The sequence below is a fragment of the Solimonas sp. SE-A11 genome, assembly GCF_030345715.1.
GTDB lineage: Bacteria > Pseudomonadota > Gammaproteobacteria > Nevskiales > Nevskiaceae > Solimonas_A.
Window position 1 is genome coordinate 1 of the sequence record NZ_JAUASX010000032.1, and the last position, 16,125, is coordinate 16,125.

Sequence of the window (16,125 nt, forward strand, 5' to 3'; positions counted from 1 at the left end):
GAGAACAGATCCAAAGCACGAAAGACCAACTTACCCACAGATTTGAACTAGACTCTCAACCCTTACAGGTGGGTCACTTTTCGCTGCGCACCCTGGGTCAACTTTCGCTGCGCGCCAACATACACCGTCTGGATTTCTCATTGAAGCACTCCTGAAAGGAGCGCGGTATCCACGCCAAAAAACCTTGAGCGGGCCTGGTCAAGAAATAACCAAGAACTTATTCTTGTCCTATTCTTGTCCTGCGGGCGCCATAGCGCCCGCACCAATTCCCGGCGGGAAAAGGAAACCTAGCGAAATCATGGACTTGAATGGTGGCCGGGGACGGAATCGAACCGCCGACACGGGGATTTTCAATCCCCTGCTCTACCGACTGAGCTACCCGGCCAGATACAACTTGCTACTGCTACCCGCCGCCTTGCGCGGCTAGGGGCGCGTATTAAAGCGGGGCAGGGGAGGGGAGTCAAGGAAAACGGCGGATTTTCTCAGGTTTTCCTGAAGGATCGGCAAATATTTGACCGCCCCCTCTTCCCTTGCCCCTCTCCCGCGAGGAGAGAGCGGTTGAAACGGGGACTATTCGCCCTTCGCGGGAGGAGTGAAGCCGGTCTGCGTCAGGTCGCCGCCGCCGAAGAAGAACTTCTCCATTTCGTCGGCCAGGAACTTGCGCGACTGGGCGTCGGCCAGGGCCAGGCGGTATTCGTTGATCAGGCGGGTCTGGTGGGCGAGCCAGTCAGCCCAGGCCTGCTTGGAGACCTCGTCGTAGATGCGCTTGCCCAGCGGGCCGGGGTAGGGCGGGCGGTCCAGGCCTTCGGCTTCCTGGCCGAGCTTTACGCAGTGGATGGTTCGGGACATTTTTCGTTCTCAGGGAGGCCGGACTTGCGGCGCGCGTCCAGCAGCTTGCGGATCGGCGCGGGCAGGCCCTTGGTGGGGTCGTCCATTTTAATCCAGGCCAGCTCCGCCGTTTCGCGCAGCGTGCTGGCGGGGCCGGCGCGCAGGCGCAAGGGGCGCAGTTCCAGGTCGAAATGGCTGAAGGCGTGGTGCAGCGGCGGCAGCGCCTGCGCGGGGCCGGGCGCCAGCGCGTAGCGCTCGCGGCAGGCGGCGGCGGGATCTTCCCCCTCGTCCACCAGGGGGGGGCACCACAGGCCGCCCCAGATGCCGGCCGGCGGGCGGCGTTCCAGCAGCAGTTCGCCGCGCTCGTTCTCGATCAGCAGTACCTGGGTACTGCGCTCGGGGCGTTCCTTCTTCGGCTTGGGCTTAGGCTCGGGAATCTGCGCGGTGAGGCCGGCGATGCGCGCGCCGCAGTCCTGCGTAAGCGGGCAGATGGCGCAGGCAGGCTTGCGCGTGCTGCAGAGGCTGGCGCCCAGATCCATGATGGCCTGGGTGTAGTCGGCCATGCGAGTCTGCGGCAGTAGGCTCTCCGAGACGGTCCACAGCTTCTTCTGCACGGCCGGTGCGCCGGGCCAGCCTTCGACGGCGGCATGGCGCGAAAGCACGCGGCGCACGTTGCCGTCGAGGATCGCGTGTCGGTCGCCATGGGCCTGGGAGAGGATCGCGCCGGCGGTGGAGCGGCCGATGCCGGGCAGTGCCTGCAGCGCCTCGATGTCGCGCGGGAATTCGCCGCCGTGCTCGTTGACCACGGTCTGCGCGCAGCGGTGCAGGTTGCGCGCGCGGGCGTAGTAGCCCAGCCCTGCCCACAGCGCCAGCACGTCGTCCACCGGCGCGGCGGCCAGCGAAGCCACGTCCGGGAAGCGCTGCAGGAAGCGCTCGAAGTAGGGGATGACCGTGGTGACCTGCGTCTGCTGCAGCATGATTTCGGACAGCCACACGCGGTAGGGCGTGCGCGGATGCTGCCAGGGCAGGTCGTGCCGGCCGTGGACGTCGAACCAGGTCAGCAGGCGATCGGCGAAGGGCGCGAGCGCCGCGGTCTTCTTAGCGGACGGCATGAGACGCCCCCCGTTCGCGCTGAGCCTGTCGAAGTGCGAACGGTTTCAGGTAACGGCTGGGGCGGGAAATCCGCTCATGCTTCGTCGGGCTCGGCACGAACGGATTTCCGGGACCTTGCTGGGGATGACCTGGCAGGGAGCTCACTTGGCCGGCGCAGCCTCCGCGGGTTTCTGCTCGGCGGGGGCGGCCGGTTCGGCAGGGGCCGGCGCGGGCGCCGCCTCCTGCTTTTTCTTCTTGCCGAACAGCAGGTCGCCGAGCTTGTTGTTGAGCTCCTGCTTGAGTTCCTGCTTATCCAACTGCTTGCCGTCCTTCTCGGTCTGGATGCCCAACTTCTCGCCGAGCTTGGCCTTGAGCTTGTCTTCCTCGCCCTTGAGATTTTCGCGCAGCTTCTCGGTGGCCTGCTGCTGCAGTGCGGCCTTGAGGTCCAGCGAGACCTTGGGCTTGTACATGTTTCCGCTGAGGCGGATGGGGATCATGATGCCCTTGAGCTGCTCCAGGCCCTTGCCCTCCTGGCCGGTGATGGTGTTCACGATCGTCGGCTTGGCCAGGTAGTTGATGGTCTCGTTGACCAGGTCCACCTGGCCTTCGCCCGCGACGCGAAACAGCGGGCTTGCGGCATCCAGCAGGTCGCTCTTGAGCACACCGTTGATGATCTTGGCGGTGGCGGAGAACACGCTGAAGTCGGTCACCGGCTGCTCGGTCTCGGTGTAGTTGAGGTTGCCGCCCAGCGTGGCCTTGGCCTTGCGCACGGTCTGCGCGAGGTTGAAGCCCTTCACGGCGCCGTTCTCCACGCGAAAGGACAGGTCTCCGTTGAGCGCCTTCTTGAACTCGCCGTAGGTGTTGCCGCGGCTGTTCAGGCTGACGTCAAAGTTTCCCAGTCCGCTCACCGGGTCCTTGCCGATCAGGTCCTTCAGGAAGGGCGCCGCCTGCAGTGCGGACAACTGCGTCTTGATGGCGTAGCCCGGCTCGTTTCCCGGCGTCACCGCATTGCTCAGCGACACCTTGCCGCCGTAGAGCTGGGCGGAGATGGCCTGCGCCTGGGTGGCGCCCGGGGCGCCGCTGAGCTTGAGGCTGACGTTGCTCAGCTTGAGGCCGTTGATGGTCAGCTTGCCAATGTCCAGCGTGCCATTGGCGTTGAGCTTCTGCAGCGCCTCGGTGGGCAGCGGCTGGTCGTCGAACTTCTTGTCGCCGGCGGCGGCCACCGGCTTTTCCTGGCCCGGCTTCTTCGGCGGCAGGTAGCGGTCGGCGTTGATCTCGTCGATCTTCAGCGCCATCTCCATGGCCTTGGCCTTGAAGTCGCGCAGGCCGAACATGCCCTGCATCGTGGTCTGGTCGAGCTTGAAATTCAGCTGCTCGAAGCGCGCGGAGGTGAACGTGCCGGAGTAATTGGCGGCCAGGCTCACGCTCTTGAGTGCCTCGGGGTCGGCCGTCTCCAGCTTGATGCCGAGCTGGCTCATCAGCGGCCGCGGATTGAAGGCCGCGATGCTGATGGGGCCGTGCAGGCGCGGCGCGCCGCCTTCGCCCAGGCCTTCGCCGCGGATGCTGGTCTTCAGGTCCAGGCCGGCCACGGCCAGGGCGCCCTTGTCGAAGGCCATGGTGCCCTTGGCGCCGTCGTAGGAGAAGTCGCCGCTGAGCTTGAGCGGCTGCTTGCCGCCCGGCACGCCCTGGCCCGCCACGGTGCCGGTGAAGACCAGGCCCTTGGCGTTGTAGAGCTTCTGCCCGTAGTCGGCCAGGATCTGCGCCGCCAGCTCGGTGTCGGCGTCGAAGCCCATGCCCTGGCCCTTGAGCTTCAGCTTGAGGTTCTCGGTGCCCACCAGCTTCTTGGCCATGTCCACGGTGGCGGCGCCGGCCAGTTCGAGATCGGCGTTGGCGTCCTTGCCACCGGCGATCTGCTTGCCGGCGGCCTTGAGCTTCAGCGTCAGGCCGCTGAGCTTCAGCAGCGAGGTCTCGACCTGGTAGTCCACGGTGGTCTTCAGGTCCAGGTCGGCGGTGGCGGCCGGCGCGCTGGCGATGGCAGTGAAGCCCAGGGCCACGTCGAAGGGCTTGCCCGGCGACAGCGCGCCGGTCTTCAGGCGCAGCTTGTCGATCTGGTAGCTCTTGCCGCTGCGGGCGTCGCTGTACTTGGCGCTGGAGTCGCTGATCTCCACGCCGCTGATGTCCAGCGACTTCATGTCGAAGCCGCCGCCCTGGTCCTCGGGCTTCTTCTCTTCCTCCGGTTTTTCCTTGGCCAGGTCCGCCCAGTTGTTCTTGCCGTCCTTGTCCACCTGCAGGTTCAGGCGCAGGCCGGAGAGCTTCACGGTGCTCACCTCCACCTTCTTGTCGAACAGCAGCGGGAAGAGCTTGACGCCCACGTCGGCCTCGCCGACCTGGGCGAAGGGCTCGTCGTCGAAGCCCGCTGCGTTGCCCAGCACCACGCCCTTGGCGCTGGCCTTGAGCCAGGGGAAGACCTTGAGCCCGATCTCGCCCAGCTGCAGGTCACGCCCGGTCTGTTCCTTGACCTTGGCGGCGATGGTGTCGCGGTAGTCGTTGGGGTCGAACAGCGTCGCGGCGGCAGTCAGGGCGCCCGCCAGCAGCAGGATCACCACGCCAGCGCCGATGAGCAGGTATTTCAGGGGCTTGTTCATGGACTCGTCCGTGATTATTTGTGGAACAATTTTCTTATTAGCAATAAAATATAAGTATCAGCCGCCGCCGATCGCCTGCACGATCTCCAGCCGGTCGCCGTCCGCCAGCCAGGTGTCGGCATAGCTGGAGCGCGGCACGATGTCGCCGTTGCGCTCCACGGCCAGGCGCTTGCCGGCCAACTGCAGGCGCTCGACGAGCTGGGCTACCGAGCAAGGCGGGAGTTGGTGTTGGACTTGGCCGTTGATGTGGAGGTTCATGGGGAGATTCTATCGCGGCTGCCTCGGGAGCCCGAGCCTGGGATGCGTCCCGGATTCCTTGTCCCTTGGTGCCCGGGGTAGTGACTCCACAGGCGATGGTCTAAACTGGGAGCCCCGTGCGGGTGTAGTTCAATGGTAGAACTGCAGCTTCCCAAGCGTGCGACGCGAGTCGCGTAGGTAGTTAGCCTAGTCACCACGGGGCTGAAAGGCCGCAGAGTGATAAAACTAGCAGCATCACAAGTGGTAACCCATGGGCGTCGCCGCGGTATACGGCCCCATGTCTACGCGGCGTAAGCCGCATAAGTAATTGTCTGACCGGCTTTTCGGATCAGACCAGGGTTTCTGCACCCTGTAGCCTAAGAGCGGTGCGGGTCTGGCAACGGACCTGTGCTGAGCGCTCTGAGAATGTAGCTCCCTTCCGGGGGACAGTACCCCCGCGAGGGGGACTGTGCACGCGAGAAACGCACTCGCGGCGGCGCTAGGCTGGGTTGCAGGACTAACGCAAGTGAACTGTCGTTGAACCGTCGTCAAGCTAAACGGACGCATGGCGTTTGACGCGTCCGGCTCGTAAGAGCACGTGGTCGGATGTGCTGCTGCTTGGTCAGCGCACGCAGACAACGGGACCACCGGCGGAAAGACAGAGTCCTCGCAACACCTGTTACTTATGCGGAACGCGGTAAGCCCGTCAGGGCGTCCGGCAATCGAGAAGGGGGTGGTAAGCCCTCCATCGTTATCGGACAAGGTAAGCCGCAAGGCTTGCTGATGCTCAGGCGGGTAAAGGATGTCGGAAAAAGCGAATGGCAGCCTATAATGGGCTGTATAGGGGATGAAATGATCGCCCCGACGCGAAAGCGTGCTGACTTCCGGCAGGTGGCTTATCGCTAGATAAGTCTTGTAGCCACTCCACCCCAAAGGGGAACGCAAATCCCCTGCGGGGGATACGTGCGTCTCTCCGATGGGTTTTTCCTCGGTGCGGGTGTAGCTCAATGGTAGAGCGGCGGCTTCCCAAGCCGTTGACGTGGGTTCGATTCCCATCACCCGCTCCATTCAACCCGGAGGTTGATATGGACGCGCAAGCTGTACTCCCACGCGATGTTGCCTCCGACGTATGGCAGGACTGGACCAGTCTCGATTGGGCCGGTATCCACCAGACGGTTAGGAGGCTACAAACTCGCATAGCGAAGGCGATACGAGAAGGTGATTGGCGCGGCGCAAAACGCCTGCAAAAGTTGCTGACTCGCACGACAAGCGCGAAAGCGCTGGCTGTACGTCGTGTCACTGAGAACCAAGGCCGTAGGACGCCGGGCGTGGACGGGGAAACCTGGTCCGCTCCGGATTCCAAATGGAAGGCGGTTCAATCGCTACACACCACGGGCTATAAGCCCAAACCCCTCAGACGGGTCCACATCCCAAAGGCCAACGGGGAAAAGCGGCCGCTGGGCATTCCGACGATGAAGGACCGAGCTATGCAGGCGCTGTTTCTGCTTGCACTTGACCCCATCGCGGAAAGCACGGCGGACGAAAACTCCTACGGCTTTCGGCCCTTCAGATCCACGGCAGATGCCATCGTCCAGTGCAAGAATTTATTAGCACGGGGGCATTCGTCGAAATGGGTACTGGAAGCGGACATCAAGGGATGCTTTGACAACATCAGCCACGACTGGCTGTTGCAGCACATTCCAACGGATCGGAAGGTGCTGCAGCGCTGGCTCAAGGCGGGTGTGGTTGAAATGGGCCGTCTGTCCCCCACAGAAGCCGGAACGCCCCAGGGTGGCATCATCAGCCCTGTCTTGGCGAACATGACCCTGGATGGGCTCGAATCGCTCCTCGCGGAGCGGTTCAAGAGCCGCAAGCACAAAGTCCACATGGTCCGGTATGCGGATGACTTTGTTGTAACTGGTAGCTCGAAAGAGTTGCTGGAAGCGCAGGTCAAGCCCGTAATCGAGGAATTCTTGGCGGAGCGCGGTCTATGGCTCTCGCCAACGAAAACCAAGATCACCCACATATCAGACGGCTTCGACTTCTTGGGGTGGAATGTCAGGTGGGTCCGCAATGGCCTACAGGTCAAACCATCGAAGAAGAATCGTCTCGCGCACTACGACAAACTCAGGCAGCAGATTCACGAACTGCGCACGGCCAAACAGGAGAACGTGATCCTGACGCTCAACCCGATCATTCGGGGATGGGCGCGGTATCACATCCCGGTGGCCGTCGCGGCGACGTTCAAGAAGATGGATCACCTGCTATGGGGGAAGTTGTGGGCGTGGGCGAAACGGAGGCATCCGAGCAAGGGTAAGCGCTGGATTAAAAAGCGCTACTTCCGCAGGGAAGGAGCCCGAGATTGGGTGTTCGCCGTCGATGGCATGCGGCTCTTGAGGTACTCGGACTTTCATTTCCGGGAACATCTCAAGATCAAAGCCGACGCCAACCCTTACGATCCGAAATGGGATGCTTATTTTGACGAATGTCTCACTCGTCTGATGATGGCAACCTTGACGGGGCGCAAGAAGCTGGCATGGTTGTGGCGGGAGCAGGGAGGAAAGTGCTCTGTCTGCGGTCAACCGATCACCAAGCAAACCCGGTGGCATGTCCACCACAGGGTTCGCCGAAGCGACGGGGGCTCAGACAAGCTGACCAATCTGCAATTGCTGCATCCGACGTGTCATCGTCAGATTCACTCTCAGCCTACGGGAAGCCCTCGTAGGAACGGGAGTCCAGAAGCGGGTTAGCGGCATAAGGCGAAACCGTCTTCTTTTCGCGCGGCTTTTTTTTTTCTCTCAGGCACTTAGCAGGGAAGGAGAAGTCGTGAGCACTGCGAAAGCAGCTGTATTGGGTAGCTTGATGTCGATGGCGGCGGTAATGCCAGTAACTGCACATGCATACGATGGCGACTGGGGTTACACAGCCGGTGGTCTCGCAAAAATGTGCAATCCCAAGGCTAGAGATGAACTCGCGCACTGTGTGGCATACGTGGAAGGGGTGGTTTACACAACCCGCAGTGTCTTCAGTGCGATGATCAAAACTGACCCAGCCATGGAAATGTGCATCCGCTCGCTATACAACGATCCAGCGGCAATAAAGCTGGTCGAACGTACCGTCCGAGGACTCTGGGAATACGTGCAAAACCCAGCCTCACAAGCGGAACCGGAACGCCTGGAAAGGCCGGCGGTCTTCGTAATCGGGCAGCTCTTGGTGAAGGAATGCCAGCAGCGGCTAGGTGTGAAGGTTGAATAGTACGGAAGGGCAGAGAGAAGGCTGTTACATAGACCCGTAGTGCACGCACTGCCAAGGTTTGAGGCTGCGCGAAACGAACCTAGCTATAATCGGGGTTAAACCGGGTTATGGCATCGGTTCCCACAGTGGTACAGCCGGTCTCGGGCTTTTAAAAACCGGGACTTAGAGCTGCATGAGCCGTATGAGGGGAAACCCTCACGTACGGTTCTAGGGGGAGGGGGTGGCCGCGAGGCCGCCCCCTTACCCGACTGCTAGCGTGGGTTCGATTCCCATCACCCGCTCCAATTTTCCCTCCGCACAAAAGCCCATGACCACCAACGTAGATCCGCTGATCATCGCGGGCAAAACCTACCGTTCCCGCCTGCTGGTGGGCTCCGGCAAGTACAAGGACCTGGAGCAGACCCGCGAGGCTACCGAGGCCAGCGGTGCCGAGATCATCACGGTGGCGATCCGGCGCACCAACATCGGTCAGAACAAGGGCGAGCCCAACCTGCTCGACGTAGTGCCGCCCAGCCGCTACACGATCCTGCCGAACACGGCCGGCTGCTACACCGCCGAGGATGCCGTGCGCACCTGCCGCCTGGCGCGTGAGCTGTTGGACGGCCACAAGCTGGTGAAGCTGGAAGTGCTGGGCGACCAGAAGACCCTCTACCCGGACGTGGTCGCCACGCTGGAAGCCGCCAAGACCCTGGTCAAGGAGGGCTTCGACGTGATGGTCTACACCAGCGACGATCCCATCCTGTGCAAGCGCCTGGAGGAGATCGGCTGTGTGGCGGTGATGCCGCTGGCCGCGCCGATCGGCTCGGGCCTGGGCATCCAGAACCGCTACAACCTGCTGACCATCATCGAGAACGCCAAGGTGCCGATCATTGTCGACGCCGGTGTGGGCACCGCGTCCGACGCCGCCATCGCCATGGAGCTGGGTTGCGACGGCGTGCTGATGAACACCGCCATCGCCGAGGCGAAGAATCCGGTGCTGATGGCCTCCGCCATGCGCAAGGCCATCGAGGCCGGCCGCGACGCCCGCCTGGCTGGCCGCATGCCGCGCCGCCGCTATGCCAGCGCGTCGTCGCCGCTGGAAGGCATCATCTGAGCATGTCGGGTACCGAGGACTCGCAGGAAGGGGAAAACCTCCACCTGCGCCACATCCGTTCCTTCGTGCGCCGCGAAGGCCGCATGACGGATGGGCAGGAGCGCTCGCTGGCCGAGCAATGGCCGCGCTACGGCATCGAGCCGACGACGCAGCTGCTGGACCTGGCCGCCGTCTTCGGCCGCCGCGCGCCGGTGATGTTCGAGATCGGCTTCGGTGCCGGCGATCACCTGCTGGCGCGCGCCGCCGCGGAGCCGGGCTGGGACTTCATCGGCGTGGAAGTGCACCGCCCCGGCGTGGGCCGCGTGCTGAACCGCGCGGCGCATGCCGGCCTGGCCAATCTGCGCGTGGCCAGCCATGACGCCGTGGAGCTGCTGCGCGACGGCATCCCCGACGGCAGCCTGGACCAGGTGGTGATCCAGTTCCCCGATCCCTGGCACAAGAAGCGCCACCACAAGCGCCGCCTGGTGCAGCCGGAGTTCGCGCAGCTGGTGGTGCAGAAGCTCAAGCAGGGGGGCGAACTGCAACTGGCCACCGACTGGGCGCCCTATGCCGAGCACATGCTGGAGGTGCTCAACGTGGCGCCCGGGCTGCGCAACCGTGCCGCCGATGGCCGCTACGTGCCGATGCCTGTCACGCGCCTGAAGACGCGCTTCGAGGCCCGTGGCGAGCGGCTGGGGCACGAGGTCTTCGACCTGTCGTTCGAGCGCACCTGAGGTGGTGTGCCTGGCCCTGGCGGATATCCCCGCCAGGCGCCCCAGGGGTAATAAATCCAGCCCGGATTCCCAGCTTCCGGTGTTTTCCCCTATGCTCCCGGCACACGCGGCGGTATCGGTTTGAAGCTCAAGAGGCAGCATGTCCGCGAAACACCCCATCATCGGCGTCACCGGCTCCAGCGGTGCGGGCACCAGCACGGCCACGCGCGTGATGGAGGGCATCTTCGACCAGTTGGGCCTGCGCCCGGCCGTGATCGAGGGTGACGCCTTCCACGCTTATGACCGCGCCCAGGTGCGGCAGTCGCTGGAGCGCGCGCGCATTCGCGGCGAGAACTTCTCGCTGTTCGGCCCGGCCGCCAACCTGCTGGATCGCCTGGAGTCCTCGCTGCGCGAGTACGCCGGCAACGGCACCGGCTGGACGCGGCACTACCTGCATACCGACGCCGAGGCCGCCGAGGCTGGCCAGCAGCCGGGCACCTTCACGCCCTGGGAACGTCTGCCGGCGGATACCGACGTGCTGTTCTACGAGGGGCTACACGGTGGATACGTCGGCGAGGACTGCAACGTGGCCGGCTGCATGGACCTGCTGATCGGCGTGACGCCGGTGATCAACCTGGAGTGGATCCAGAAGATCAGCCGCGACACCGCCGAGCGCGGCTATCGCCCGGAGGAAGTGACCGGCACGATCCTGCGCCGTCTGCCGGACTATGTGAACTACATCACTCCGCAGTTCTCGCGCACCGACATCAACTTCCAGCGCGTGCCGCTGGTGGATACCAGCAACCCCTTCGTGGTGCGCGAGATCCCGCAGCCGGAGGAGACGCTGTTCGTGGTGCATTTCAACGAGAACTCGCGCATCCAGTCGGACTTCGAGTTCCTCAAGCGCGAGCTGCCCGGCACCTTCCGCAGTCACGAGCAGACGCTGGTGGTGCCCGGTCCCTTGCAGGCGCAGGCAATGGAACTGATCCTGCGTCCGGCCATCGAACAGCTGGCACGCCGCCGTGCCGAGGCCTTGCGCAGCGCCGCCTGAAACGCGGCGCGCGGGCCGTGGTCTGTAGTCTCCCGAAGCATCTCCAACAGGGCACCGCATGAAGAAGAATCCGCTCGGCCGCACCGGCCTGGAAGTCACTGAAATCTGCCTGGGCACCATGACCTGGGGCGAGCAGAACACCGAGGCGCAGGCTCACGAGCAGATGGACTATGCGGTGGCGCAGGGCATCAATTTCCTTGACGCCGCCGAGATGTACCCGGTGCCGCCCAAACCCGAGACCCAGGGCCGCACCGAGGAATACATCGGCAGCTGGCTGCGCAAGACCGGCAAGCGCCAGGAGCTGATCCTGGCGACCAAGGTGACGGGCCCGGGCCTGTTCCCCTACCTGCGTGGCGGCACCAAGCTGGACCGCGAATCCGTGCTCGGCGCCTGCGAGGACAACCTGCGGCGCCTGGGCACCGACTACATCGATCTCTACCAGATTCACTGGCCGCAGCGTCCCACCAATTACTTCGGCAAGCTCGGCTACGAGCACCATGGCGAGGACGGCGGCGTGCCGCTGGAGGAGACGCTGGATGCCCTGGGCGAGCTGGTGAAGCAAGGCAAGGTGCGTTTTGCCGGCATCTCCAACGAGACGCCCTGGGGCTTGTCCGAGTATCTGCGCCTGTCGCGCGAGAAGGGCCTGCCGCGCGTCGCCAGCATCCAGAATCCCTACAGCCTGCTCAACCGCAGCTTCGAGGTCGGCCTGGCGGAGTTCAGCATCCGCGAGGACGTGAGCCTGCTGGCCTACTCGCCGCTGGCCTTCGGCGTGCTCAGCGGCAAGTACCTGCATGGCGCCCTGCCGCCCGAGGGCCGCATCACGCTGTTCTCGCGCTTCACGCGCTACACCAAGGAGCAGGTGGAACTGGCCACGCGCGAGTACGTGGCCCTGGCGGGCAAGCACGGCCTGGACCCGGCGCAGATGGCGCTGGCCTATGTGCGGACGCGGCCGTTCATGACCTCCATGATCATCGGCGCCACGACGATGGAGCAGTTGCGCAGCAACATCGCCAGCGCGGAGCTGAAGCTGGGCAAGGATGTGCTGCGCGGGATCGAAGAGATCCACGGGCGGTTCACGATTCCGGCGCCGTAGTTTCCCTCGGCGCCGGGCAAGTTGCCGTTTCGTGCTGAAGTCCTGAGCTTGTCGAAGGATCGAAGCGTGGACGGCCATGGTTGACAGTACGGTGGGGCTGTTCACCCTTCGACAGGCTCGGGGCGAACGGCTTCAAGCCTTGTCATCTCCCTAAAGTTTCACCAGCTTTCAGCCGCTTGCCCGCGCTCTCTCGCGCTGCGCCTTGAACCCCTCGCGCAACAGGCGTAAAACAAAGTCACTCCCATCTGCGATGAATGCAGGAGGCGGTCATGGCGGAGTGGCTACGCGAGATGTCCGTCGGCCAGTGGTTCCAGGCCGACGCTGAACCGTTCGAGATCGTCGGTCTCGATGCGACGGCCGAGGTGGTGCTCGTGCAGCACTTCGACGGCACGCTCGAGGAGGTGGACTTCGACGCTTGGGCGGAGTTGGCCGCAAGGCCCTGTGCTCCGCCCGAGGATTACTCCGGTGCGCTGGATATCGGCCGCGACGACTACGGCGGCAATGACGAAGCCCTGTCTTCCGGGCGCTGGGACAACCCGGCGGACTTCATTGACCAGATGAATCTCTGACAGGGCCGGCGATGGGCGTCTTCTCCGGATTCTTCACTCCCACGCTGCCGCCGGCTTTCGAATATCCGCTGGACGACGGGCTGCGCGTGATGCTGCGGCCGATCCGCCATGAGGATGCGCCGCGGCTGCAGGAGGGTTTCCGCCGGCTATCGCAGCTGGCGCGCCGCCGCCGTTTCCTGGATCAGGTGGACCCGCTCTCCGAGGAGCAGCTCAAGGTCTTCACGTCCAACGATGACGTGAACCACGTTGCCTGGGGCGCGCTGAACCTGGAAAAGCCGGAGGAGCCGGGTATCGGCGTGGCACGCTACGTGCGCCTGGCGGACGATCCCAAGGCGGCGGACGTGGCCATCGTCATCGCCGACGAGTACCAGGGGCGCGGCACCGGCTTCGTGCTGCAGGCCTGCCTGCACCTGTCGGCGCACCGCGCCGGCATCCGCCACTTCTACTACGACGTACTCTCCGACAACGAGCGCATCATCAAGCACCTGAAGCTGATGGGCGCCGAGCACGCCGGCCGCGCCGACAACATCGACCGGCTGCGCCTGCCGGTCTACAGCCGCGCCTGGGACGTGCCCGACGGCAACGAGATCGGCCGGCGCTTCGCCGAGGTGTTCAGGAAGCTGCGCTCGGTTTCGCCAGCCGCCGGTTGAGCTGCAGCAGGATCCACAGCGCCGGCAGGCCCAGCGCCGAGGTGTAGAGGAAGAAACCGGTGAAGCCGATCTGGTCCACCACCCAGCCCGAGCCGCCGCCCAGCAGCTTGCCCGGCAGCGTGAACAGCGAGCTGAACAGCGCGTACTGCGTGGCGGTGTAGGCGGTGTTGGTGAGTCCCGAGAGATAGGCGATGAAGGCCGAGCCGGCGAGGCCGGCGGCGAGGTTGTCGGCGCTGATCACCAGGGCCAGGCCCCCGATGCTGGGCTGGCCGTGGATCGCCAGGGCGGCGAAGCAGAGGTTGCTCAGGATCACCGCGATGCCGCCGATCACCAGGGCCCGCAAGGCACCCCAGCGCGCCACGGCCAGCCCGCCGAGAAAGGCGCCAAGAATCGACATCACCACGCCGTAGCCCTTGGCGATGGCGGCGATCTGCTTCAGCGTGTAGCCCAGGCTCAGGTAGAACGGGTTGGCCATCACGCCCATGGTGATGTCGGTGAGGCGGAACAGGCCGACGAAGCACAGGATCAGCAGGCCCAGCTTCAGGCCGTTGCGCTGGAAGAAGTCGACGAAGGGGCAGACCACGGCGCCGATGAGCCAGGCGCCGGCATGACGCAGGCTCTCCGGCCAGTGGCGGCGCTGCTCGATGAAGCGCGTCACGCGCTCTTCCTGCAGCAGGGTGTCGCGGCTGATCTTCTGCTCGGGCTCGGCGATCAGCAGCGTGGTCAGCAGGCCGATGCCGACCAGTGCGGCCATGATGAGATAGGCGATGTCCCAGCTCTGCTCGGCGGCCAGGTACAGCGCGCCGGCGCCGGCCACGATCAGGGCGATGCGGTAGCCCAGCTGGTAGGCAGCCGACATGTTGCCCTGCATCGCGGGCTCGGCGGCCTCGATGCGCCAGGCGTCGATCGCGATGTCCTGCGTGGCGGAGGAGAAGGCCACTAGCAGGGCGCAGCCTATAACCGCGCTGAGCTGCGTCGCCGGATCGTGCAGTGCGAGGAGCGCCAAGCCATACGCCAGGCCGATCTGTGCCAGCAGCATCCAGCTGCGACGGCGGCCAAGCAGGCGCGTCAGCAGCGGCAACGGCAGGCGGTCCACCACGGGCGCCCAGAAGAACTTGATGGAGTAGGTGATGCCGACCCAGCTCAGCATGCCGATGGTGGCGCGCTCGATGCCGGCCTGCGCCAGCCAGGCCGAGAGCGTGGAGAACACCAGCAGGAAGGGCAGGCCGGCCGAGAAGCCCAGGAACAGCATGCTGGCCACCCGCGGGTGGCCATACATGCGCAGGGAGTCGATCCAGCCGCGCGGGGCGGCCGCGTCAGAGGTCATAGTCGAGCGTCAGCGGGGCGTGGTCGGAAAAGCGCTCGGCCTTGTATACCGCGCCCTGCTTGAGCTTGCCCTTCAGGCCCGGGGTGACGATCTGGTAGTCGATGCGCCACCCCACGTTGTTGGCCCAGGCCTGGCCGCGGTTGCTCCACCAGGTGTAGGCGTCGCCTTCCTGCTCGGGATAGAGCGTGCGGTAGCCGTCCACCCAGCCCACGGGGCCCAGCACCAGGTCCATCCACTCGCGCTCGTGCGGCAGGAAGCCCGAGTTCTTCTGGTTGGAGCGCCAGTTCTTCAGGTCGATGTTCTTGTGGGCAATATTCCAGTCGCCGCAGACGATGTACTGGCGGCCACTGCCGGCCCATTCGCGCATGCGCGGCAGGAAGAATTCCAGGAAGCGGTCCTTGCTGGCCTGGCGCTCCGGGCCGGACGAACCGGAGGGCAGATACAGCGAGACCACGGACAGGTTGCCGAAGCGCATCTCCAGGTACCGGCCCTCGGCGTCGAATTCCTCGTTGCCCAGGGTGCTCAGCACGGCATCCGGCTTCTTGCGGGAATAGATGGCCACCCCGGAGTAGCCCTTGCGCAGGGCACTATTGAACTGCGCATGCCAGCCTTCCGGGCTGAATACCGGATCGCTCAGGTCCTCTGGCTGGGCCTTGGTCTCCTGCAGGCAAAGGATGTCGGCCTTCTGCTTCGGCAGCCAGTCGAACAGGTTCTTGCGGGCGGCGGAGCGGATGCCGTTGGCATTCAGCGAGATGACTCTCAAGGCGGTCTTCCGGGGGTTAGAATGTGCGGCCGTAGTGTCCCTGAAAGCGGGGGTGGGCACTAGTGGAGGCAGGGGATTCCGCCGTTCATCCGCGCCATGTGCGCGTCCGGCGAGCGGAGCCGAACCCTTCAGGTCCCGCTCAGTTCCCAGATTCCAACATCGCCCCATGCACGCCTACCAGTCCGCCTTCCTCAAGCTGGCCCTCGAACACGAGGTTCTCAAGTTCGGCTCCTTCACGCTGAAGTCCGGCCGCACCAGCCCCTATTTCTTCAACCTGGGCAAGATCTCCAGCGGCGCAGCCATGCGCGAGCTGGGCAAGGCCTACGCCCAGGCGCTGCAGGACGCCGGGATCGGCTACGACATGCTGTTCGGCCCGGCCTACAAGGGCATCTCCCTGGTCACGGCCGTGGCGCTGGCGCTGGCGGAGCAGGGCCAGGACATTCCCTATGCCTACAACCGCAAGGAAGCCAAGGATCACGGCGAGGGCGGCACCCTGGTAGGCGCCGCGCCCAAGGGCCGCGTGGTGATCGTGGACGACGTGCTGACCGCCGGCACCGCGCTGCGCGAGGCCGTACGCCTGCTGCGTGCCGCCGGCGCCGAGCCGGTGGCCGCGGTGATCGCCCTGGACCGCCAGGAGAAGGGACCGACGGGCGCCTCCGCCGTGCAGGAGATGGAGCGCGACTCGGGCATCCGTGTGCTGCCGCTGGTCAATGTCCGCACGCTGCTGGACTACCTCAGCGGCGGTGCCGCGGACCAGTCCACCATCGATGCCATCCGGGCGTATCAGGCGCAGTACGGGGTTTAGACGTAAACTCGAAAGCAGTTGAGAA

The 16,125-nt window shown here is 64.6% G+C and carries 15 protein-coding genes and 2 tRNA genes; 10 read left to right on the top strand and 7 right to left on the bottom strand.

The window, feature by feature from the left end; genetic code table 11:
- Positions 1-309 precede the first annotated feature (309 nt).
- The 5 genes from QT386_RS22460 to thiS all read right to left on the bottom strand — a co-directional run bounded on the left by QT386_RS22460 (position 310) and on the right by thiS (position 4,823).
- Positions 310-385, bottom strand: a tRNA-Phe gene (locus tag QT386_RS22460).
- A 185-nt stretch (positions 386-570) separates the two neighbouring features.
- The gene (locus QT386_RS22465) at positions 571-849 is read right to left on the bottom strand and encodes an oxidative damage protection protein (RefSeq protein ID WP_289275991.1); all 279 of its coding nucleotides are present in this window, start codon (positions 847-849) and stop codon (positions 571-573) included.
- Positions 825-1,940 carry an A/G-specific adenine glycosylase gene (mutY, locus tag QT386_RS22470; protein WP_289275992.1) on the bottom strand — a complete coding sequence of 372 codons (1,116 nt, stop codon included), beginning with the start codon at positions 1,938-1,940 and terminating at the stop codon, positions 825-827. The genes QT386_RS22465 and mutY overlap by 25 nt, the downstream gene beginning before the upstream one ends.
- Before the next feature lie 141 nt (positions 1,941-2,081).
- Positions 2,082-4,565 (bottom strand): AsmA family protein, encoded by a 2,484-nt coding sequence (locus QT386_RS22475; RefSeq protein WP_289275993.1) that lies wholly within the window; start codon positions 4,563-4,565, stop codon positions 2,082-2,084.
- 57 nt (positions 4,566-4,622) lie between these two features.
- Positions 4,623-4,823 (bottom strand): sulfur carrier protein ThiS, encoded by a 201-nt coding sequence (thiS, locus tag QT386_RS22480; protein ID WP_289275994.1) that lies wholly within the window; start codon positions 4,821-4,823, stop codon positions 4,623-4,625.
- Between the two features lie 972 nt (positions 4,824-5,795).
- Here thiS and QT386_RS22485 point away from each other — a divergent pair.
- The 9 genes from QT386_RS22485 to QT386_RS22525 all read left to right on the top strand — a co-directional run bounded on the left by QT386_RS22485 (position 5,796) and on the right by QT386_RS22525 (position 13,205).
- A tRNA-Gly gene (locus tag QT386_RS22485) sits at positions 5,796-5,869 on the top strand.
- Between the two features lie 18 nt (positions 5,870-5,887).
- Positions 5,888-7,552, top strand: coding sequence for a group II intron reverse transcriptase/maturase (ltrA, locus tag QT386_RS22490; protein WP_289275995.1), 1,665 nt, complete (start codon positions 5,888-5,890; stop codon positions 7,550-7,552).
- Positions 7,553-7,628: 76 nt separating this feature from the next.
- On the top strand, positions 7,629-8,057 hold the full coding sequence (locus QT386_RS22495) for a hypothetical protein (RefSeq protein WP_289275996.1): 429 nt from the start codon (positions 7,629-7,631) through the stop codon (positions 8,055-8,057).
- 307 nt (positions 8,058-8,364) lie between these two features.
- Positions 8,365-9,150 (top strand): thiazole synthase, encoded by a 786-nt coding sequence (locus QT386_RS22500; RefSeq protein ID WP_289275997.1) that lies wholly within the window; start codon positions 8,365-8,367, stop codon positions 9,148-9,150.
- Positions 9,151-9,152: 2 nt separating this feature from the next.
- Entirely contained in the window at positions 9,153-9,863 is a 711-nt protein-coding gene (gene trmB, locus QT386_RS22505; RefSeq protein ID WP_289275998.1) for a tRNA (guanosine(46)-N7)-methyltransferase TrmB, read from the top strand.
- Positions 9,864-10,002: 139 nt separating this feature from the next.
- Positions 10,003-10,893, top strand: a complete 891-nt coding sequence (locus QT386_RS22510; RefSeq protein WP_289275999.1) for a phosphoribulokinase — start codon at positions 10,003-10,005, stop codon at positions 10,891-10,893.
- A gap of 58 nt (positions 10,894-10,951) precedes the next feature.
- Entirely contained in the window at positions 10,952-11,986 is a 1,035-nt protein-coding gene (locus QT386_RS22515; protein ID WP_289276000.1) for an NADP(H)-dependent aldo-keto reductase, read from the top strand.
- 269 nt (positions 11,987-12,255) lie between these two features.
- Positions 12,256-12,555, top strand: coding sequence for a DUF6763 family protein (locus tag QT386_RS22520; protein ID WP_289276001.1), 300 nt, complete (start codon positions 12,256-12,258; stop codon positions 12,553-12,555).
- An 11-nt stretch (positions 12,556-12,566) separates the two neighbouring features.
- Positions 12,567-13,205, top strand: a complete 639-nt coding sequence (locus QT386_RS22525; RefSeq protein ID WP_289276002.1) for a GNAT family N-acetyltransferase — start codon at positions 12,567-12,569, stop codon at positions 13,203-13,205.
- On the opposite strand, the gene QT386_RS22530 is transcribed toward QT386_RS22525, so the two are convergent.
- Positions 13,168-14,532: an MFS transporter gene (locus tag QT386_RS22530; protein ID WP_289276003.1), complete on the bottom strand. Its 1,365-nt coding sequence runs from the start codon at positions 14,530-14,532 to the stop codon at positions 13,168-13,170. The two genes, QT386_RS22525 and QT386_RS22530, sit on opposite strands and share 38 nt — an antisense overlap.
- The gene (locus tag QT386_RS22535; protein WP_289276004.1) at positions 14,522-15,295 is read right to left on the bottom strand and encodes an exodeoxyribonuclease III; all 774 of its coding nucleotides are present in this window, start codon (positions 15,293-15,295) and stop codon (positions 14,522-14,524) included. The genes QT386_RS22530 and QT386_RS22535 overlap by 11 nt, the downstream gene beginning before the upstream one ends.
- 166 nt (positions 15,296-15,461) lie before the next feature.
- On the opposite strand from QT386_RS22535, the gene pyrE reads away from it, so the two are divergent.
- Positions 15,462-16,100 carry an orotate phosphoribosyltransferase gene (gene pyrE / locus QT386_RS22540; protein WP_289276005.1) on the top strand — a complete coding sequence of 213 codons (639 nt, stop codon included), beginning with the start codon at positions 15,462-15,464 and terminating at the stop codon, positions 16,098-16,100.
- Positions 16,101-16,125 lie beyond the last annotated feature (25 nt).